Below are 17,720 nucleotides of genomic sequence, written 5' to 3' on the forward strand. Positions count from 1 at the left end.
GTCTGGAGCGCCTAGAGCCCCGCTGCGGCGCGCAGCTCGGCGACCCGCGGGGTCGCCTCCCAGGTGAAGTCGGCGAGCTCGCGGCCGAAGTGACCGTATGCGCTCGTCTGGGCGTAGACCGGGCGCAGCAGGTCGAGATCGCGGATGATCGCGAGCGGACGCAGGTCGAAGACCTCGCGCACGGCGGCCTCGATGCGCTCGAGCGGCACGGTCTCGGTGCCGAAGGTCTCGACGTAGAGGCCGACGGGCGCCGCGACGCCGATGGCGTACGCCACCTGCAGCTCGGCGCGCTTCGCAAGCCCAGCGGCGACGACGTGCTTCGCGACCCAGCGCATGGCGTAGGCGGCCGAACGGTCGACCTTCGACGGGTCTTTGCCGCTGAACGCACCGCCGCCGTGCCGGCTCGCGCCGCCGTAGGTGTCGATGATGATCTTGCGGCCGGTGAGGCCCGCATCGCCCATCGGCCCGCCGACGACGAAGGGGCCCGCGGGGTTGATGAAGAGCTCGGCGTTCGTGCTGTCGAGCTCGACGCGGCCGAGCACGGGGCGGATCACCTCGCGCTCGATGGCGTCGCGCAGCGCCGGCTGCGAGATGTCGGCCGAGTGCTGGGTCGAGACGACGACGGCCTCGATCGATGCGGCGCGGTCGCCGTCGTAGCCGATGGTGACCTGGGTCTTGCCGTCGGGGCGCAGTTCGGGCAGCACGCCGCTCTTGCGCACCTCGGTGAGGCGCTCGGCGAGGCGGTGCGACAGCCAGCTCGGCAGCGGGTGCAGCTCGGGGGTCTCATCGGTGGCGTAGCCGAACATGATGCCCTGATCGCCGGCGCCCTGGCGGTCGAGGTCGTCGATGCCCGCAGCGCCGGAGCGCTCTTCGAGCGACGAGTCGACGCCGCCCGCGATGTCGGGCGACTGCTGGCCGATCGAGACCGAGACGCCGCACGATGAGGCGTCGAAGCCCATGTCGGAGTTGACGTAGCCGATGTCGCGGATGACGCCGCGCACGATCTGCGGGATCTCGACGTAGCCGCTCGTGCGCACCTCGCCGGCGACATGCACCAGGCCGGTCGTCACGAGCGTTTCGACGGCCACGCGCGCACCCGGATCCTGCTCGAGCATGGCGTCGAGGATCGAGTCGGAGATGCGGTCGCAGATCTTGTCGGGATGCCCCTCGGTGACGGACTCGGAGGTGAACTGGCGCAGTGTCACGGTACTCCCTGCTGGATTCGGTGGTTGGTGCATAAAACGTCGGTGGCGTCGGACCCTCATCAGGGTATCCGACGCCACCGACAACGCTGACGGCGCGCGGTTATTCGGCGCGCTTCGTCATCGTGAGCTTGCCCTCGACGATCTCGTGCAGGGCGATCGACAGCGGCTTGTCGTCGACGGACGAGTCAACGAGCGGTCCGACGTTGTCGAAGAGGTTGCCGTCGTGCAGATCGGTGTAGTAGTCGTTGATCTGACGGGCGCGCTGCGACGCGAAGGTCACGAGAGCGTACTTCGAATCCACCTTCTCGAGCAGGTCGTCGATGGGCGGGTCGATGATGCCGTTCACATTGGCCATGAAAACTCTCCTCCGGTTGACCTGGCTATTCTAGCCGACCCGGGTGTGTCTGGGTAATCGTCGCCGCCATGCGTGCTCGGAGGAGACCCTGCGGGTGCGCCCGGCTCAGTAGTCGACCCGGCGGCCGAACGAGCGCGGCCCGCGGGGCGGCGGAGCGCAGCTGAGGCCGGGGCGCAGGCGCACGAGCTCGTGCGGCTGCAGCTCGAGACGGGCTGCGAAGTCTTCGAGGGAGGTGTAGCGGCCGTCGCGGCGCAGCCGCACGGCGCGCTGCGCCCGGCTGCGGGTGAGGCCCGGCAGCTTCGCGAACTGCGCGGCCGTGGCTTCATTGACGTCGATGGGCTCCCCGGCGTCGGTACGGGGGTTCCCGGCGTCGGTACGGGGGTTCCCGGCCAGCAGTCCCTCGGTCGAGGCGCCGGCGCGTTCGGCGAGGCGCTGCGGCTCCGATTCGGCGGCGACCTTCGGGGGTGCTGCGGCGGGCGCCGCGGCCGTCGTCCGCGAGCGCGGTCGTTCGGCTTCGGCGTCTTCGCGCTTCCGCTTCGCGGTCTGCGCAGCGGCCGTGCGCCGTTTCGCCGCACGGTTCTGCCTCTGCCGGGATGCTGCGGCATCGGTCGTCGCGGTTCTCGAGGAGCTCGGCGCGCTCGCGGAGGAGTTCGCGGCGCGCGACGCGCGACGCTCCCACATGAGGCGCAACCATGCGGGATTCACCCAGAGCGCTGCGAGCATGCCGGCGAGATACACGACGAGCACCGCGACGGGGCCGAACTGCCCCCAGATCGGCAGGTGGGCGAGGATCGCGAGCGCTCCGGCGGCGACGCCGAGCACGCCCCAGGAGAAGCGTCTGGCGACGATGCCGATGATGAGGAACCCGAGCCATGCCGTCGCCGAGTTCGGGACGGCGGTGCAGAGGATCCAGGAGCTCATCCCGAGCAGCCAGCCGTAGCCGGGCACCATGCCGTCGCGGGTCCGAGCCTTCGCGCTCATTCGGCGCCTCCGCGCACTTCGAGCACCATGGTCAGCGACCGATCCTCCTGCCGCGTCTCCGAGAGCAGCGAGAAGCCCGCGGCGCCCGCCCGCTGCCGGATGCGCTCGGCGACCGTCTGCTGCACCCGCAACGCGTACGCCGCATCGAGCGAAGCGATCAGTTCGCCGGCCTCGGCCTCGTTCGCGCCGGTGACGTGCGCCTCCCAGATGCCGTCGGCGCCGCGCTGCATCTCGAGCCGGCGCTCGCCGAGGGTCGCCGAGACCTCGTCGTCGGCGACGGCGAGGTCGGCCGCTCCGAGATCCGCGAGCGCGGCCGCGAGGAGGGTCGCATCCTTCATGCGCGTGCGCACCTGCACCGGCACCGGCACCGGCGCGGCTGCCCGCTCGTCGCCGCCCCGGGCGCCGTGTTCGGCAGCGCTCGCGTCGACCGGCTCGTGCTCGTCGGCGCGGCGGGCGTCGCGCGCCTGCACGGCGGCTCCGAGCGCGCCGACTCCGCCGACGGCCCCCGCGATCGCGAGGGCTCCGGGTATCAGCAGCAGTGTCACGCTCATGCGGCGCGCTCCTCTCGGGTCGATCGGCCGGGGCGCGCGGGGGCCGGCCGGCCGGGCAGCGGGCGATCGGCGCGGCGACCGAGGCCGTGCAGCAGCGCCTCGAGCGCTGCGGCGTCGGCCCAGCCGTTGACCGAGACGAGGCCGTCGGCGTCGATGCGCACCTCGAGCCGGTCGGTGCCGCTGCCCGTGCGGGCGATGGCCCGCACGTCGTCGGCGTAGCGTGCGCCGAGGGCGCGGATGCTCTGGTTCGTGGAGCCGATCCAGGGCCGCTCGGCGTCGGGATGGTCGCGCAGGAACGGCCCGTCGCAGAGCAGATCGGTCTCGCCGAGCAGGCGGGCGATGTCATCGCGCCCGCGCCCCCAGTCGAGCAGCTGCTCGTAGCGGTAGCCGCTGAAGCTCATGACGCCGAGGCCCGCCTCGCGGAAGGCGCGGGCGACGACGGAGAGCGGTGCGGCCTGGTCGAAGGGCTCGCCGCCGAGCAGCGTGATGCCGGTGCTGCCTGCGGCGAGCGCCTCGGCGACCCAGCGAGCGGCGAGCGCTTCGGGGTCGGAGGTCTGCGCGCCCGCGGCCGCCCACAGCTGCGGGTTGAAGCATCCCGGGCAGCGCACGGAGCAGCCCTGCACCCAGAGGGCCGCCCGGCGTCCGGGCCCTTCGGCTTCGGTGGCGGGCAGGAAGCGCGACCAGCGCAGGCGTGCGGCGTCGACGGGCTCGGGGCGCGAGCGGCCGAGCGCGCTCTGCTCGGGGGTGCCGAGCGACGCCGCGACGACGCCGCGCGCGGCGGGGGCACCGGTCGCGGAAGCGCCGGTCATCGCTCCGCCCCGCTCCACTGCTGCGCCGACGTGCGACTCCCCTGGTGCTGCGCTGCGGTGTAGTCGGCGGTGAACGCCGATTCGGCGGTCTCGGCGTCGAGCAGGTCTTCGAGCCGCGCGATGTAGTCGAGGCAGGCGCTCCCGGTGATGCCGACGGTCTCGGCTTCGACGCCGCCGTCGGGCCGCAGCGTGATGATGAGCTGCTGCTGGGTTCGGTTCGCCATGCGCCCGTGCCTTTCTTCTCGTGGGCCCGCGGTGCGGGCGGTTCAGTAGTCGACCGTGCGGCCGCCGCGGCGGCCGGCGATGCGTTCTCCCGCGGCGTCGACTGCGGCGGCGACCGCCGTCGAGGCGTCGAGGTGCTCGCTTCCGGTGGCGCCGACGGCGCGCTTCTCGGCCCAGTCGCGCAGGCGCGCGATCTCTTCGGCCTGGGTCACCGAGAGCGGCACCATGGTGGCGATGGCGTGCAGCAGCCCGTCGAGTTCGACGGGGCGGCCGCTGCCGAAGCCGTCGTAGAGCGCTGCGGCGACGGCTTGCTCGATCTCGGCGCCAGAGAGCTCGTCGCTCTCGGCGACGAGGCGGGCGATCGCGCTGTCGGTTTCGGCGATCGCGGCGAGGCCGTTGGCGGGCGAAGCGTGCGAGCGCAGCTGGATGCGCCAGATCGCATCGCGTTCGGTCGCGGTCGGCAGGTCGACGAAGAAGATCTCGTCGAAGCGGCCCTTGCGCAGGAACTCGGGAGGGAGCGACGCGATCGTGTTCGCGGTCGCGACGACGAACACCGGCTTCTGCTTCTCCTGCAGCCAGGTCAGGAAGGTGCCGAAGACGCGGGCGGAGGTGCCGGAGTCGCCCTGGCCGGTCACGTTCGAGAAGCCCTTCTCGATCTCATCGACCCAGAGCACGCTCGGCGCGACGGCCTCGGCGACGGCGATGGCATTGCGCAGGTTCTGCTCGCTCGAGCCGACGAGTCCCGAGAAGACGCGGCCGATGTCGAGGCGGAGCAGCGGCAGGCCCCACGAGGCGGCCGTGGCCTTCGCGGTGAGGGACTTGCCGCAGCCGGGCACGCCGGTGATGAGCACGCCCTTCGGCGCCGGCAGCCCGTAGGCCCGGGCCCCGTCGAGCCACGATCCCTCGCGGCGCGACAGCCAGCGCTTCAGGTTGTCGAGGCCGCCCACGTCGTCGAGGTCGATGCCGGCGTCGACGAAGTCGAGCAGGCCCGAGCGTCGCACGACCTGGCTCTTCTCGTCGAGGATGACCTTCACGTCGTCGGGGCCGAGGGCGCCGTCGTTCACCATCGCCCGGGCGAAGGCGTTCTCGGCCTCCGCCATCGAGAGCCCGAGGGCGGCGTTCACGAGCTGCTCGCGCACGCCGTCGTCGGCGCTGCCCGTGTCGATGCGGCCGCGGCCGCTCGAGTTGTTGTCGATCATGAGGTCGAGCAGTTCGCGGATCTCGGCGGCGGCGGGGAGCGGGAATCGGAACGCGTGCGCGACTTCGTCGAGTTCGGGCGGGATGCTGTTCGCGGGCGAGACGAGCACGAGCATGCGCGAGGCCTCGCCGTGGCGGAAGTCCATGGCGGTCTCGCGGGTCTGCCGCACGATGGTCGGGTCGCCCGGCCGGGTCTCGCTGCCGAGGTAGGGCTGCAGATCGCAGAAGACGAACACGCCGTGCTCGGCGACTCCTGCGGCGTGCTCGAGGGCGCGACCGGAAGCCGCGGTGTTCGGGACGGCCTTACCGTCGGGGCCGACGAGCCCGGTCGACGAGCTCCACACCCAGACCTGGCGCGGGTTGCGCTGGGCGGCAGCGCCCGCGACGATGGCTTCGAGCGCGCGCACCTCTTCGCCGGTCTCGAGCGCGACGAGGGGCAGGCGCGCCTTCAGCGCCTCATCGAACTGCTTCTCGAATGTCATGCGCCGCCCTCATTCCGGTCATCCGTACCCGTACCACCGTAACGGTTCCGGTGCTCCTCATCCTGCAGCCACAGAGACCAGGCGTCGTCGGGCCGGGCCGTGGCGATGACGACGACCGCCCCGCCCGGGCCGGGGTCGGGCCAGGAGACGGTGCGCTCGCCGCGCCCCTCGGGAAACTCGACGACGGTCTCGGCGCCTGCCCCAAACACCCTGATCTCGTTGCCCTCGCCGGGAGCGAGCGTCGCACGGGCGACGGTGGCATCGCCGCGGTAGCGGAACGCGGAGGGCCCCGATCCCTGGATGTCGCCGCTGCGCTCGGGCAGCCGGGCCTCGGCGATCTCGAGCTCCCAGCGGCGGGTCGTGCTGGGGGCGACCCACAGCTCGGCGGTCGCGGCTGCAGGGATCAGGTAGTTCTCGTCGCGGAAGAGGCGCAGGTTCACGGGGTCGTCCCCGGGTTCGCCGGGGGTCTCGGTGCCCGTGAACACCCAGGCGCGGGTCGGCCGCAGCAGTTCGTTCGGCGAGGCGATACGCAGCGGTTCGCCCGGCGTCAGCCCGTCGAGCCGGATGCGGGCGGCTCCGGAGGCGTGCCAGACGCCCGCCTCGAGCACGGCGTCCGGCGCGCCTGCGCCCTCCCACGGCATCCCGTCGGGCAGTGCGACGTCGAGGTCGGCCGACCATTCGGGCTGCTGCACGATGATCTCGTCGGTGGCGGGGTCGACCCAGATCGCAGGGGCCGCGGCGAGCGCGAGCACGAGCACGCCGGCGCCGGCGACAAGCCACATGAGGCGCGAGAAGCGGGCGACTCTGCCGGCCGCCGATTCGGGCCGCGGATCCCCGGTCACGGCTGCTCCTCCTCGGCTGCGATTCCCACCGGCTCGACCGGGAAGACGCAGGAGGGTCCGGCGTCGCCCGCCGCGGAGCCGTGCTCGTCGAAGACCAGGCTCCACTCGGTGCTCCAGTCGGCGCGCCCCTCGGCGATGACGAACACGGCGTACGGGGTGTCGTCCCAGGCGACCGACATGTCGTACGGCCCCTGGTAGGGGTACTCGGTGCCGAGGTAGTCGGTGCCGAGCTCTGTCGTGACCGTCGAGTAGGTGAGCTGGTCGTCGGCGACGAAGCGCGCCGAGGTCGCGTCGCCCCGGTACACGAACACCGCGCCGCCCGATCCCTCGACGCGGCCTCCGCAGTCGGGCAGCTCGGGGGCCGTCACCGTCACCGACCACGGCCCGGTCTCGTCGCGGTAGCTCCAGAGGTCGATATCCGACCTCCACGGCACCAGATAGTGGTACGAGTGGTAGTGGCTGAGGTCGATGCGGTCGCCCGTCGGCGCTGGGGCGCCTCCGGGCGCCGTGGCGACGAGCGGCAGATAGCGACCGTCTTCGCGCACGGGGTCGATCTGCAGGGGGCGGGAGGTGTCGAGGTCTCTGAGCTCGATCAGGGCCGCGTCTGCTCCGACCCAGGTGTCGCCATTGCGCTCGGCGACCGCGGGGTCGGCGCGCTCCCACGGCCACCCGTCGAAACCGCCGCCGTACGGCGGCTGCGAGCCCCCGAGCAGTGGGAAGACGAACGGCAGCACGAGCAGCATGACACCGGCCGCGGCGAGCGAGAAAGCGCGCGAGAAGCCGCGGATGCGGGCTCGGGCCGGGTCTGCGGTGGAACTCATTCGTTCACCGTGGCGGTCCATTCGCCCTCGCCGGTATCCGATTCGATGACGAAGAGCACGCTGCCCGGCGCATCCCACGAGACGCGCTGCACGAAGTCGTCGGCTCCGACGACGGGGTCGAGGGAGCGCTCGCCCGGCACGAACATGCGCACGTTGAGGATGCCGGTGCCCGTGTGCTCGAGCTTCGCGCTCAGCCCCTCGCCGCGGTACTCGAGCACGGCGTTGCCGCTCCCCGTGACCGAGCCGTCGAGCGGCGTCGCATCCACTTCCTCCGCACGGATGCTCCAGTCGCCGAGCTCGCCGGTGAACCAGACCTGGGTGCGCTCGTCCGTCGGCACGACGTAGAGCACCGAATCGTCGTCGTCCTCGAGCGGACCGACCTGCGCGATGCCGTCGGCCCGCTCCCACGGGTCCGCTTGCTCGCCGGTGCCCGACTCGTCGTCGCCCGGAAGGTCGGCGAAGAAGTCGTCGCGGCCCTGGTAGACGGTCACCCAGGAGCCGCCGTACTGCGGAGTCACGTTCTCGATCGATTCAGCGGTGAGGCGCAGCGGTTTCGAACCGGGCTTGAGCGTGAAGTAGCCGCCCTCCGCTCCCCCGGCGATGACGCCGTCGACGAGTTCGAGTTCGACGGGGTCGTCGTGCAGCCACGGGCGGTCGTATTCCGCCTCGCCGGTCCAGCCCCGATCGACGACGAAGACGCGCCCCGAACCCGGGTCGACGCCGATGCCCGGCATGAGCACGATGCCGACGATCGCGACCGCCGCGATACCGGCGCCCCAGGTGAGGCGCGAGAAGCGGCGCAGCCGGGCCTCGGCCGGGTGATCGGCGCCGCTCATCCCGCGGCCCCGCCCGCTGCATCGCCCTCGTCCGCAGACGCCGGTTCCTGAGGCGCCTCGGTCGCGGTCTCGGTCCCGTTCGCGGTCTCGGACTGCTCGCTCTCGTGGAATTTGATGGTCCACGGGGTCTCGGAGCCGTACGCCTCGACGATGAACACGGACGACGGCGAATCGGGCCACGCGATCGTGCGGTCGCGCTGCTCGTGGCTGTCGAAGAGGTCTGCGCGCCCCGCCGCGGTCACCTGCTCGATGCGCACCGTGCTGGAGCCGCGGGCGCTCGCCCGTGCCGAGGTCGCGTCGCCCGTGTAGAGGAAGGAGGCGGAGCCCACGCCGCTCACGGTGCCGCCGCGGGTCTCCATATCCTCGTCGACCGTGACGCGCAGCCGCCACGGCGCATCGTCGTAGGTGCCGACCCACAGTTCAATGCTCGCGGCGCCGGGTATCGCGTAGTAGGGCGCCGAGATCAGGTCGACGTCGACCGGCCGATCCGAGAACGGCAGCGGCTTCGCGTCCGGGCCGGTGAGCGAGACGTCCAGATACGGGCTGTCGGCCTCGAACTCGTCGAGTTGCTCGATCAGCAGCGGCCGTTCGGGGTCGAGGCCGTCGAGGCGGATGACCGCCTGACCGGCACCCGAGTACACGCCGTCGTCGAGTTCGGCGGCGCGCGGGTCGGGGTTCTCCCACGGGGAGCTGTAGTCGTCATCGGTCACGACGCGCTGCGTCTGACCGCCCGCCGATCCCTCGGGCAGCGTCAGCACCCCGAAGACCACCGCCGCGGCCGCGAGCAGCACGCCGACCACGACCGAGAACACCCGGATGCGGCGCTGCGAGGCCACGACGGCCTCACCCGCCGTGAGGCGCTCCCCGCGATGCGAGCCGCTCATCAGCCGCGCCCCCGCACGAGCACGCTGCCGCGCGCCGTCGTCAGGCGGGTCCACGAGCGCGAGGTCGCAAGACGCACCGGCTCATCGCCGAGAAACCCCATCGCCTCAGCCGCGAACGCCGCCCCCGCGGGTACGCCGTCGGCGACCGGGGCGCCCCACACCTCCGAGCGCACCCGGTGCACGACCGGATCGCCCGGCTGCTCGGGCAGCGCCGCCGCAACACGCGCGATGCCCTCGGAAGCGACCGCGCGCAGCGATGCCGCGTCGAGCGCCCCCGCCGCCGACCACCCCGACATCGGGGGCAGCACCCCGGCCCACGCCGCGAACGCGGGCGCATCGGGCAGCTCCAGCTCGCGGCCCGCGATGCCGAGCCGTGCCAGCCGGTCGAGCAGCGCGCGCCCCGGCACCGTCGCATCGACCGCGGCGCCGGGCTCCTCCGCGAGACCGAAGGCCCGCATCACCAGCACGACCTGCAGCGCATCGAGCAGGCCGCGCGGCGCCTGCGTGCACCCGAACACCGCGAGCGCCCGGCCGCGCGACACCAGACGCACCTCGGGTTCGCCCATCCGCAGCAGTCGTTGCAGGAAGATCTTCAGGTCGTCGCGGGTCGCGGCATCGGCGAGCATAAGAGGGGCGGACATCGCAATCAGCCTACCGCGCGGCGACGGCGGGGCCAGTAGGGTGGATGAGGAGGGGCCGCGTCGCGCGGCCCACCGAGGGAGGCACCATGACCGAAGCACCGGACCTCGTCTCGATGCTCTCCGTGATCGACTCGGGGGCGCGCACCCGGTACGACGTGCTCACCGGGCCGGCGCTGCCCACCCCGCACGGCCGCGCCTTCGGCGGCCAGGTCATGGGTCAGGCGCTCGCCGCCGCCGCGACGACGGTGCCCGAGGAGCGACGTCTGCACTCGATGCACGGCTACTTCCTGCGGCCCGGCGACAGCGAGACGCGCATGACCTTCGAGGTGTCGCGCCTGTACGACGGCCGTTCGTTCTCGACTCGGCGCACGCAGGCCTTCCAGGAGGGCGCGCCGCTGATGTCGATGATCGCGTCGTACCAGGTCGCGGATACGGGCGTCGAGCATCAGGACGCGCTCGACATGTCGACGGTGCCCGAGCCCGAGGGCCTGCCGAGCGTGTGGGAGAAGTACGGTCACCTCGCCGACGGCGGGCGCGCCTCGTGGGTGCTGAACCGCCCCTTCGACTTCCGCTACGTCGAATCCGACATCATCCTGTCGGTCGCCGAGCGCACGAGCCGCCAGCGGGTGTGGATGCGCTCGCGCGACACCCTGCCCGACGACTACGCGCTGCACACGGCCGCGCTGGCGTTCGCGAGCGACTACCTGCTGCTCGAGCCCGTACTGCGCCGCCACGGAGTCCCGTGGGCGACTCCCGGCTTCCGCGGGGCGAGCCTCGACCACTCCATGTGGTTCCACCGCCCCTTCCGCGTCGACGAGTGGCTGCTCTACGAGCTCGAATCGCCGACCGCGCAGGGTGCTCGGGGCCTCACCCACGGCCGCTTCTACGATGCGCGGGGCACGCTCGTCGCGAGCGTCGCGCAGGAGTCGATGGTGCACTTGCCCGGCGATGGCGGCGACGCCGGGGGCGAGGGGTAGCGCCGCTCGCCCGGCGGCACCCGGTACAGGGATCGGCGATCCCTCGCCCCGCCCGCCGGGTTCGCTAGGCGCGCCGCAGCCGCAGCGGCTCGTCCGTCCACGGCTCGATCGCTGCTCGGCCCTCGTCCGAGATGCGCGTGATCTCGAGCGTGCTGCCGTCGACCATCACCACGGTCGTCACGGCGCGCGCGACGACCGTGCGCTCGGCGGCCGCGCCGTCGAGGATCTCGTAGTGGATCTCGAGGCTCGAACCGCCGAGCCCCCCGATCCACAGCTCGACCGTGATCGGCCGCGCCGAATAGGCGAGCACGCGCAAGAACTCGATCTGCTGGCTCGCGACGAGCATCTTCGGCGAACCGGGCTCGCGCTCGTTGAAGTACGCGTCCATCCCCGTACGCTCATGGCCCGCATCGAGCCAGAAGGTGCGCGCGCGGGCCTCTTCGACGAACCGGGCGAACGCCACGTTGTTGACGTGGCCGTACGCGTCCTGATCGCCCCAGCGCAGCTCGATCTCGACGCTCGTGCGGGCCATACGGTGCTCCAATCGCCCTTACCGGGCAGGGGTCTCCGAAACCGGCCTGCGGGCAGGCCGGGGACCGATCGGGCGAAGCCGCGGCTTCGCCGCTGCGATCAGTCCCTCGTCAGCTTGCGGTAGGTCACGCGCGAGGGCTTCGCGGCCTCGGCGCCCAGGCGCTCGACCTTGTTCGCCTCGTACGCCTCGAAGTTGCCCTCGAACCAGTACCAGTTCGACGGGTTCTCGTCGGTGCCCTCGTAGGCGAGGATGTGGGTGGCGATGCGGTCGAGGAACCAGCGGTCGTGTGTGATGACGACGGCGCAGCCGGGGAACTCGAGCAGCGCGTTCTCGAGCGACTGCAGGGTCTCGACGTCGAGGTCGTTCGTGGGCTCATCGAGCAGCAGCAGGTTGCCGCCCTGCTTCAGCGTGAGCGCGAGGTTCAGACGGTTGCGCTCACCGCCCGAGAGCACGCCGGCCTTCTTCTGCTGGTCGGGCCCCTTGAACCCGAACTTCGACACGTAGGCGCGCGACGGGATCTCGGTCTTGCCGACCGTGATGATGTCGAGCCCCTCCGACACGACCTCCCAGAGGTTCTTGTCGGGGTCGATGTTGGCGCGGTTCTGGTCGACGTAGCTGATCTTCACGGTCTCGCCGACCTTCAGATCGCCGCCGTCGAGCGGCTCGAGACCCACGATCGTCTTGAAGAGCGTGGTCTTGCCGACGCCGTTCGGGCCGATGACGCCGACGATGCCGTTCGGCGGCAGCGAGAACGACAGCCCGTCGATGAGCGTGCGACCGTCGAAGCCCTTGACGAGATCCTTCGCCTCGATGACCACGTTGCCGAGGCGCGGGCCCGCGGGGATCTGGATCTCCTCGAAGTCGAGCTTCCGAGTGCGCTCGGCCTCCGCCGCCATCTCCTCGTAGCGGGCGAGACGCGCCTTCGACTTCGTCTGGCGGCCCTTCGCGCTGGAGCGGACCCACTCGAGCTCCTCCTTGAGGCGCTTCTGCAGCTTCTGGTCCTTCTTGCCCTGCACCTCGAGGCGCGCGGCCTTCTGCTCGAGGTAAGTCGAGTAGTTGCCTTCGTAGCCGATGAGGCGGCCGCGGTCGACCTCGGCGATCCACTCGGCGACGTTATCGAGGAAGTACCGGTCGTGCGTGATCGCGATGACGGCGCCGGGGTACTTCTGGAGGTGCTGCTCAAGCCAGAGCACGCTCTCGGCGTCCAGGTGGTTCGTGGGCTCGTCGAGCAGCAGCAGGTCGGGCTTCTGGAGCAGCAGCTTCGCGAGCGCGACGCGGCGCTTCTCGCCGCCCGAGAGGTGCTGGATCTCGGCGTCCCCGGGCGGGGTGCGCAGCGCGTCCATGGCCTGCTCGAGCTGGTTGTCGAGGTCCCAGCCGTCTGCCGCGTCGATCTCTTCCTGCAGCGTGCCCATCTCGGCGAGCAGCGCGTCGAAGTCGGCGTCGGGCTCGGCCATCAGCGCCGAGATCTCGTTGAAGCGGTCGAGCTTGCCCTTGATCGCAACGCCGTCCTGGATGTTCTCGAGCACCGTCTTCGACTCGTCGAGCTCGGGCTCCTGCATCAGGATGCCGACGGAGTAGCCGGGCGCGAGCGCGGCCTCGCCGTTCGAAGGCGTGTCGAGGCCCGCCATGATCTTCAGGATCGTCGACTTGCCGGCGCCGTTCGGGCCGACCATGCCGATCTTCGCGCCGGGCAGGAACGCCATGGTCACGTCGTCGAGAATGAGCTTTTCGCCGACCGCCTTGCGGGCGCGGACCATCTGGTAAATGTACTCAGCCATGGTTCCCAAGCCTACCAATGTTCCGCTGGCCGCTCGATGCGGTGCGGCGCGAGCGGCATCACCAGTCGATGGGTCGCGTATTCCCGATCAGACATATGTCGGCGTTCGGGCCGACCGCGGGCTCCACGACCGCGACGGTGCTGCGGTCGCCGGCGACCACCTGGCCGATGAGGCACTCGGCGCCGATGCGCACCGAGACGTAGATGCTGTCGGCCTCGAGGTTCGTCTTCGTCCGGTCGTAGGTGACCTGCATCGCGGCGCGGTCGAAGCCGGCGGCGGTCACGGCGTTCACGATGGGCTCCCCCATCACCGGCTCGGCTCCGGCGCCGTATCCGCGCAGCACTTCGGTGAAGTACGGCAGGTTGTCCTGCGCCGTGCCGTCGGGGAAGAACTGCGGCGCCTCGGCCGGTGCCGCGGGGGCCTCGCGCTTCGGCGTCTCGGGTGTCGGCCCCTCGAGCAGCGCGCAGCCCGAGAGCAGCCCGGCGACCGCGCTGAGCGCGACGATGGGGCCGACCAGACGGGCGCGGAGGCGAGGGGTCGTGAGCACGAGCGCTATGTTACCCGGCGGCTCCTGCACCTTCCTCCACAATTGCCGATTGCCGCGTTCTTAAACGTATATGCATAACGCCGTGATAGTGGACCCGAGACTCCGTCCCCAAGCTCGACCATATTAGCTTCACTCAAATTAAAGTAGATTGCAGCGACACAATGAATTGTCTGTTGTGCTATCAGTGCGGCTGTATTCGGCGGTCACAGTTAGTTCACGCAGGGAAGAACTAGCATTCAACGTCCAAAGCATGAAGTAGCCAGACCCCTCCACAAGTGACAGAAACCGAGTTTCGGGGTTTCACGCCTGCACCTCACAGAGGTAATGAGTTTGGTAGCGCTCAGGAGTTGTTACCGTGTGATCTTGGGATTGTCAGTCCGCATGAGACCTGAGTCATCATGAACAGCCAGCAATGCACCAAATATTTGATCCACGCTTAAGTCCCGAACACTTCCGCGAAGGTTCTCGATCCCTGCCTCCGTCTGCAAAGACGAGTGCACCCAAAGGTAGAACAGCGAAATACCCCGGGACAGCCCTTCACTACTTGGTGCAATGCCTTCAGGCTCCCACGTAAGCCAAGCAGCGGCGAACTCGACAAGCTGCGATTCGATCTCGACTAAGTCACTGCGTACTAGGTCAACGGATGCATAACCCACGCCAAGTAGTTCCGCAGCGCGTATGTCGGAGTAATTCAGTTTAATGGGCTCAAGCAGCCGTCCTGTCTTCTTCGCGATCGCGCTGTCGAGTCGGTACACCACATCATCCTCAGAGATGAATTCATGTATTGAGTCACGATCGACGGGCACGTCATTGCCTCTCCGAAGCGCCTCTTGAGTGGACTCGATATGTTCATGAATTTGACTGGTGATGGACTCAAACTCCGCATCAGCGAGCTCCAAAAGTCCAGCAACCCGCGCAAATCGCCGCTTCAACTTCGATGGCACTGTTACTGAAGATTTATATCCAAGATCATGTTCAATTTCCGCCCATGTGTGCTGCAACAGTGAACGTACCTGGATCTCAAAATATCTCTCGCTGAATGGCGCCCATTCCGGCAATCGCGCTCGCCCCTCATTGAGGCGCAGTATTAGGTGCGATGAAAGATACCCGAATTCCTCCGGCGCAAGTTCTTCAAGACGGTCCTTTGAACGCCCCTCATCCACGTCGAACTCAAGTCGAAGTAGTTCAACGACGCGTGAAACATCATTCGAAAGGAAGGTGATTACCCTCAACCCGAGGAGGTCGTGAATGTCACTGAGCTCGGGATAGCGCTCGGGAGTTCTCTGCATCTTTCCGGAGGCACTTGCTAGCGTCTTTACCCTGTGGCTCACCCCGTGAACTCGAATGGAATGAGTGCCAAGCAGCTCCTCAATTAACCGCTCGACCTTTTGCCCCATGATCGCTAGCGGCCCGCTGAGCTGGTCATAAGACTCGACAAGCTTCCCGATCTGACCCAATCTCGCTCCTCGTCTCAATGTTTCCTCAGTCGAAAAGCTACCATTCACCTAATGAATTGCTAATTACTCTGAAATTCAATTCCACTTTGATCGCCCAGGAAGTGGATCGCACAAGTGCCGCCTTGTTCGAAACGCACTCAGCCCACGTAAACTGCCGCTGAACGCCTCAATGTGGTGATGATCTTGCTCAGATGACGGCCCAGGCTCCGGATAACGGGAAACTACTAGGACCTTTGATCCATGTAGAGTCAGGGGTACCGATCGAGCCGCACAAGGTCCGCTTTCTAACCTTAAGATTTGGGCTCAGTTGTTCAACAACATCACGGTGATAGCTGCTCTCGGAGCTGAGCTTCTTCGCTCTACAGCGTCTTCAGTGGCTACCGCAGATTCTGCAATTCGTGAGCACGAGCGCTATGTTACCGGGCGGCCCTCGCACCTTCCTCCACAATTGCCGATTGCCGGAATCTCCCGGCGAGATCTCCACAATCGCCGTTCTGCCGTGGCGGATGCCGCCCGCGGAGCCGAAGCTGGTGGCGAGGAGCGCGGCGAACCCGGCACGGCGCGCCGCGCCCCTCGCCCGATTCCAGGGACACGAGACCCGAGAGCAACCGAACGAGGAGCCCATCATGTCGAACCAGATCACCGTCGTCGGCACCATCGCCACCGACCCGAAGCGCATCACCACCAGCACTGCCGCGAAGTTCTGCAGTTTCCGGCTCGCGAGCAACGAGCGCCGCTACGACCGCGAGAAGAACGAGTGGACGGACGGGCCGACCAACTGGTTCACCGTGCTCGCCTTCCGCAGCCTCGGCGAGCACGCGATGCACTCGTTCGCGAAGGGCGATCGCGTTGTGCTCTCGGGCCGGCTGCGCGTGCGCAACTGGGAGAAGAACGACAGATCGGGCACCTCCGTCGAGATCGACGCGGACGCGCTCGGCCACGACCTGCGCTGGGGGACGTCGCGGTTCACGAGGACGACCGACGCCGGCGCAGCCCCCGCGCCGGCGGGCGAAGGCGCCGAGCGGCGCGAGCTCTGGGCCGACCCCGCGCCCGCGGCGGGCGATGGTGCCGGGTCGAACGGTGGCGCGGGCGACGCCGACGGCGAGCACGGCTCCGGCACCGAGCAGAACGGCTTCGCAGACCCGAACGCGGGCATCGGCGGGTTTGCGCAGACCGCACGGGCCGAGGCCGCATGAGTAGCGGCTGCGCGGGCGGCCTCTATTTCAAGTATTCCGCGAAGCGCGCCCGCACCTTGTTGGCCTTCGGCACGGCGACGGCGAGGCAGTAGCCCTGCGTCGGGTTCTTCGCGAAGAAATCCTGATGGTAGTCCTCGGCCGGGTACAGCTCACCGAGCGGTTCGATGGTCGTCACGAGCGGCGCGCTGAACCACTCCGAAGCGCGCTCGATGGCGGCCTCGAACTGCGCGCGCTGCGCGGCATCGGCCGGGAACATCGCGGAGCGGTACTGCGTACCCACGTCGCCCCCCTGGCGGTTCAGCTGGGTCGGGTCGTGCATGGTGAAGAAGGCGTCGAGAATGACCTCCGCAGGGATCACGGCCTCGTCGAAGGTGACCGCTACGGCCTCGGCGTGGCCGGTCGCGCCGGTGCACACCGCCTCGTAGCTCGGGTGCGGCACACTGCCGCCCGTATACGCGGAGAGCACCTCCGTCACTCCGTCGAGCGGCCGGTACGCGGCGTCGAGGCACCAGAAGCAGCCCCCGGCGAGCACGAAAGTCGTCATGAGCGCTCCCCCTGTCCGTGAGTGTTCGCGTCGCGCCAGAAATCGTCGTCGGGCCCGACCGGCTGGCGCCGCTTGTGCGCGCTCATGCGGAAGCGGCGCTCGAGGTTGACGGAAGCCGCCTCCGAGACCTCTTCCCCGCTGAGATACGCATCGATCTCGGGATAGCTCACCCCGAGACTCGCCTCATCGCTCTGGCCGGGCTCGCCGTCGAGCAGATCCGCCGTCGGCACCTTCTCCCAGAGCCGGTCGGGGGCGCCGAGCCCGCGCAGGAGCGCGGCGCCCTGCGACTTGTTGAGCCCCGCGAGCGGCACGACGTCGGCGGCGCCGTCGCCGAACTTCGTGAAGAAGCCGGTGATGGCCTCGGCAGCATGATCGGTGCCGAGCACGAGCAGCGCACGGTCGCCCGCGATCGCGTACTGCGCGACCATTCTCACGCGCGCCTTCACATTGCCCTTGTTGAAATCGGTGACGGGCTCCCCCATCGCCGCAGAGACCTGCTCCGCGAGCGCATCGACACCGGGAGCGATATCGACGGCGACCACGCGGTCGGCGCCGATGAACGAGAGCGCGAGCTGCGCGTCGTCCTCGTCGCGCTGCGTGCCGTAGGGCAGCCGCACCGCGACGAACTCCGCCTCCCGGCCCTCGGCGCGCAGGCGCTCGACCGCGAGCTGTGCAAGGCGCCCGGCGAGCGACGAATCCTGGCCGCCCGAAATGCCGAGCACGTAGCCGCGCACCCCGGGGATCGATCGGGCGTAGTCGGCGAGGAAGGCGACGCGGCGCTCGATCTCCTCCGACACGTCGATCTCGGGCTTCGAACCGAGTTCTTCGATGATCCGCTGCTGCATCTCGCTCACGCCCCCAGC

The 17,720-nt window shown here is 69.4% G+C and carries 20 protein-coding genes; 2 read left to right on the forward strand and 18 right to left on the reverse strand.

All coding sequences use genetic code 11. The features are described from left to right. Positions 1 to 11 precede the first annotated feature (11 nt). From metK to NHL51_RS11755, 12 genes are all read right to left on the reverse strand, one after another. Positions 12 to 1,205 carry a methionine adenosyltransferase gene (metK, locus tag NHL51_RS11700; protein ID WP_434143983.1) on the reverse strand — a complete coding sequence of 398 codons (1,194 nt, stop codon included), beginning with the start codon at positions 1,203 to 1,205 and terminating at the stop codon, positions 12 to 14. A 100-nt stretch (positions 1,206 to 1,305) separates the two neighbouring features. Then, complete coding sequence (gene rpoZ, locus NHL51_RS11705) at positions 1,306 to 1,560, reverse strand: DNA-directed RNA polymerase subunit omega (RefSeq protein ID WP_434143985.1); 255 nt, start codon at positions 1,558 to 1,560, stop codon at positions 1,306 to 1,308. A gap of 105 nt (positions 1,561 to 1,665) precedes the next feature. Then, positions 1,666 to 2,541, reverse strand: coding sequence for a ComEA family DNA-binding protein (locus NHL51_RS11710; protein ID WP_434143987.1), 876 nt, complete (start codon positions 2,539 to 2,541; stop codon positions 1,666 to 1,668). Continuing rightward, positions 2,538 to 3,092: a hypothetical protein gene (locus tag NHL51_RS11715; RefSeq protein WP_434143989.1), complete on the reverse strand. Its 555-nt coding sequence runs from the start codon at positions 3,090 to 3,092 to the stop codon at positions 2,538 to 2,540. Before NHL51_RS11715 ends, NHL51_RS11710 begins: the two co-directional genes overlap by 4 nt. Then, positions 3,089 to 3,901 (reverse strand): 4Fe-4S single cluster domain-containing protein, encoded by an 813-nt coding sequence (locus NHL51_RS11720; protein WP_434143991.1) that lies wholly within the window; start codon positions 3,899 to 3,901, stop codon positions 3,089 to 3,091. Before NHL51_RS11720 ends, NHL51_RS11715 begins: the two co-directional genes overlap by 4 nt. Continuing rightward, complete coding sequence (locus tag NHL51_RS11725; protein ID WP_434143993.1) at positions 3,898 to 4,125, reverse strand: DUF2997 domain-containing protein; 228 nt, start codon at positions 4,123 to 4,125, stop codon at positions 3,898 to 3,900. The genes NHL51_RS11720 and NHL51_RS11725 overlap by 4 nt, the downstream gene beginning before the upstream one ends. Positions 4,126 to 4,167: 42 nt before the next feature. Next, on the reverse strand, positions 4,168 to 5,802 hold the full coding sequence (locus NHL51_RS11730; RefSeq protein ID WP_434143995.1) for an AAA family ATPase: 1,635 nt from the start codon (positions 5,800 to 5,802) through the stop codon (positions 4,168 to 4,170). Next, positions 5,799 to 6,644, reverse strand: coding sequence for a hypothetical protein (locus NHL51_RS11735; protein WP_434143997.1), 846 nt, complete (start codon positions 6,642 to 6,644; stop codon positions 5,799 to 5,801). Before NHL51_RS11735 ends, NHL51_RS11730 begins: the two co-directional genes overlap by 4 nt. Then, a complete protein-coding gene (locus tag NHL51_RS11740) occupies positions 6,641 to 7,465 on the reverse strand; it encodes a hypothetical protein (RefSeq protein WP_434143998.1) in 825 nt (274 codons plus the stop codon). Before NHL51_RS11740 ends, NHL51_RS11735 begins: the two co-directional genes overlap by 4 nt. After that, positions 7,462 to 8,301 carry a hypothetical protein gene (locus NHL51_RS11745; RefSeq protein WP_434143999.1) on the reverse strand — a complete coding sequence of 280 codons (840 nt, stop codon included), beginning with the start codon at positions 8,299 to 8,301 and terminating at the stop codon, positions 7,462 to 7,464. Before NHL51_RS11745 ends, NHL51_RS11740 begins: the two co-directional genes overlap by 4 nt. After that, positions 8,298 to 9,185 carry a hypothetical protein gene (locus NHL51_RS11750; protein ID WP_434144001.1) on the reverse strand — a complete coding sequence of 296 codons (888 nt, stop codon included), beginning with the start codon at positions 9,183 to 9,185 and terminating at the stop codon, positions 8,298 to 8,300. Before NHL51_RS11750 ends, NHL51_RS11745 begins: the two co-directional genes overlap by 4 nt. Then, on the reverse strand, positions 9,185 to 9,826 hold the full coding sequence (locus NHL51_RS11755) for a hypothetical protein (RefSeq protein ID WP_434144003.1): 642 nt from the start codon (positions 9,824 to 9,826) through the stop codon (positions 9,185 to 9,187). Before NHL51_RS11755 ends, NHL51_RS11750 begins: the two co-directional genes overlap by 1 nt. A gap of 86 nt (positions 9,827 to 9,912) precedes the next feature. On the opposite strand from NHL51_RS11755, the gene NHL51_RS11760 reads away from it, so the two are divergent. Further along, entirely contained in the window at positions 9,913 to 10,803 is an 891-nt protein-coding gene (locus NHL51_RS11760) for an acyl-CoA thioesterase (RefSeq protein WP_434144004.1), read from the forward strand. A 64-nt stretch (positions 10,804 to 10,867) separates the two neighbouring features. Here the strand turns inward: NHL51_RS11760 and NHL51_RS11765 are convergent, their stop codons facing one another. From NHL51_RS11765 to NHL51_RS11780, 4 genes are all read right to left on the reverse strand, one after another. Further along, the gene (locus NHL51_RS11765) at positions 10,868 to 11,335 is read right to left on the reverse strand and encodes an acyl-CoA thioesterase (protein WP_434144006.1); all 468 of its coding nucleotides are present in this window, start codon (positions 11,333 to 11,335) and stop codon (positions 10,868 to 10,870) included. Between the two features lie 98 nt (positions 11,336 to 11,433). After that, complete coding sequence (ettA, locus tag NHL51_RS11770) at positions 11,434 to 13,113, reverse strand: energy-dependent translational throttle protein EttA (protein ID WP_434144008.1); 1,680 nt, start codon at positions 13,111 to 13,113, stop codon at positions 11,434 to 11,436. 58 nt (positions 13,114 to 13,171) lie between these two features. Continuing rightward, positions 13,172 to 13,660 carry a DUF6993 domain-containing protein gene (locus NHL51_RS11775; protein ID WP_434144009.1) on the reverse strand — a complete coding sequence of 163 codons (489 nt, stop codon included), beginning with the start codon at positions 13,658 to 13,660 and terminating at the stop codon, positions 13,172 to 13,174. Positions 13,661 to 14,010: 350 nt separating this feature from the next. Continuing rightward, entirely contained in the window at positions 14,011 to 15,117 is a 1,107-nt protein-coding gene (locus NHL51_RS11780) for a GTP pyrophosphokinase (protein ID WP_434144011.1), read from the reverse strand. 626 nt (positions 15,118 to 15,743) lie between these two features. Between NHL51_RS11780 and ssb the strand changes: the two genes are divergently transcribed. Continuing rightward, positions 15,744 to 16,313: a single-stranded DNA-binding protein gene (gene ssb / locus NHL51_RS11785; protein ID WP_434144012.1), complete on the forward strand. Its 570-nt coding sequence runs from the start codon at positions 15,744 to 15,746 to the stop codon at positions 16,311 to 16,313. Positions 16,314 to 16,335: 22 nt separating this feature from the next. On the opposite strand, the gene msrA is transcribed toward ssb, so the two are convergent. Both msrA and nadE read right to left on the reverse strand, forming a co-directional pair. Next, entirely contained in the window at positions 16,336 to 16,857 is a 522-nt protein-coding gene (gene msrA, locus NHL51_RS11790; protein WP_434144014.1) for a peptide-methionine (S)-S-oxide reductase MsrA, read from the reverse strand. Next, positions 16,854 to 17,711: an ammonia-dependent NAD(+) synthetase gene (gene nadE, locus NHL51_RS11795; RefSeq protein WP_434144015.1), complete on the reverse strand. Its 858-nt coding sequence runs from the start codon at positions 17,709 to 17,711 to the stop codon at positions 16,854 to 16,856. Before nadE ends, msrA begins: the two co-directional genes overlap by 4 nt. Positions 17,712 to 17,720: the final 9 nt, after the last annotated feature.

It is taken from the genome of Leucobacter sp. gxy201, from assembly GCF_051043335.1.
GTDB lineage: Bacteria > Actinomycetota > Actinomycetes > Actinomycetales > Microbacteriaceae > Leucobacter.

What these genes read in the sequence shown, in the direction of transcription:
- rpoZ (WP_434143985.1), bottom strand. Translation starts at nt 1,560, where the DNA reads ATGGCCAATGTGAACGGCATCATCGACCCGCCCATCGACGACCTGCTC.
- NHL51_RS11710 (WP_434143987.1), bottom strand. Translation starts at nt 2,541, where the DNA reads ATGAGCGCGAAGGCTCGGACCCGCGACGGCATGGTGCCCGGCTACGGC.
- NHL51_RS11715 (WP_434143989.1), bottom strand. Translation starts at nt 3,092, where the DNA reads ATGAGCGTGACACTGCTGCTGATACCCGGAGCCCTCGCGATCGCGGGG.
- NHL51_RS11720 (WP_434143991.1), bottom strand. Translation starts at nt 3,901, where the DNA reads ATGACCGGCGCTTCCGCGACCGGTGCCCCCGCCGCGCGCGGCGTCGTC.
- NHL51_RS11725 (WP_434143993.1), bottom strand. Translation starts at nt 4,125, where the DNA reads ATGGCGAACCGAACCCAGCAGCAGCTCATCATCACGCTGCGGCCCGAC.
- NHL51_RS11730 (WP_434143995.1), bottom strand. Translation starts at nt 5,802, where the DNA reads ATGACATTCGAGAAGCAGTTCGATGAGGCGCTGAAGGCGCGCCTGCCC.
- NHL51_RS11740 (WP_434143998.1), bottom strand. Translation starts at nt 7,465, where the DNA reads ATGAGTTCCACCGCAGACCCGGCCCGAGCCCGCATCCGCGGCTTCTCG.
- NHL51_RS11745 (WP_434143999.1), bottom strand. Translation starts at nt 8,301, where the DNA reads ATGAGCGGCGCCGATCACCCGGCCGAGGCCCGGCTGCGCCGCTTCTCG.
- NHL51_RS11750 (WP_434144001.1), bottom strand. Translation starts at nt 9,185, where the DNA reads ATGAGCGGCTCGCATCGCGGGGAGCGCCTCACGGCGGGTGAGGCCGTC.
- NHL51_RS11755 (WP_434144003.1), bottom strand. Translation starts at nt 9,826, where the DNA reads ATGTCCGCCCCTCTTATGCTCGCCGATGCCGCGACCCGCGACGACCTG.
- NHL51_RS11760 (WP_434144004.1), top strand. Translation starts at nt 9,913, where the DNA reads ATGACCGAAGCACCGGACCTCGTCTCGATGCTCTCCGTGATCGACTCG.
- NHL51_RS11765 (WP_434144006.1), bottom strand. Translation starts at nt 11,335, where the DNA reads ATGGCCCGCACGAGCGTCGAGATCGAGCTGCGCTGGGGCGATCAGGAC.
- ettA (WP_434144008.1), bottom strand. Translation starts at nt 13,113, where the DNA reads ATGGCTGAGTACATTTACCAGATGGTCCGCGCCCGCAAGGCGGTCGGC.
- ssb (WP_434144012.1), top strand. Translation starts at nt 15,744, where the DNA reads ATGTCGAACCAGATCACCGTCGTCGGCACCATCGCCACCGACCCGAAG.
- msrA (WP_434144014.1), bottom strand. Translation starts at nt 16,857, where the DNA reads ATGACGACTTTCGTGCTCGCCGGGGGCTGCTTCTGGTGCCTCGACGCC.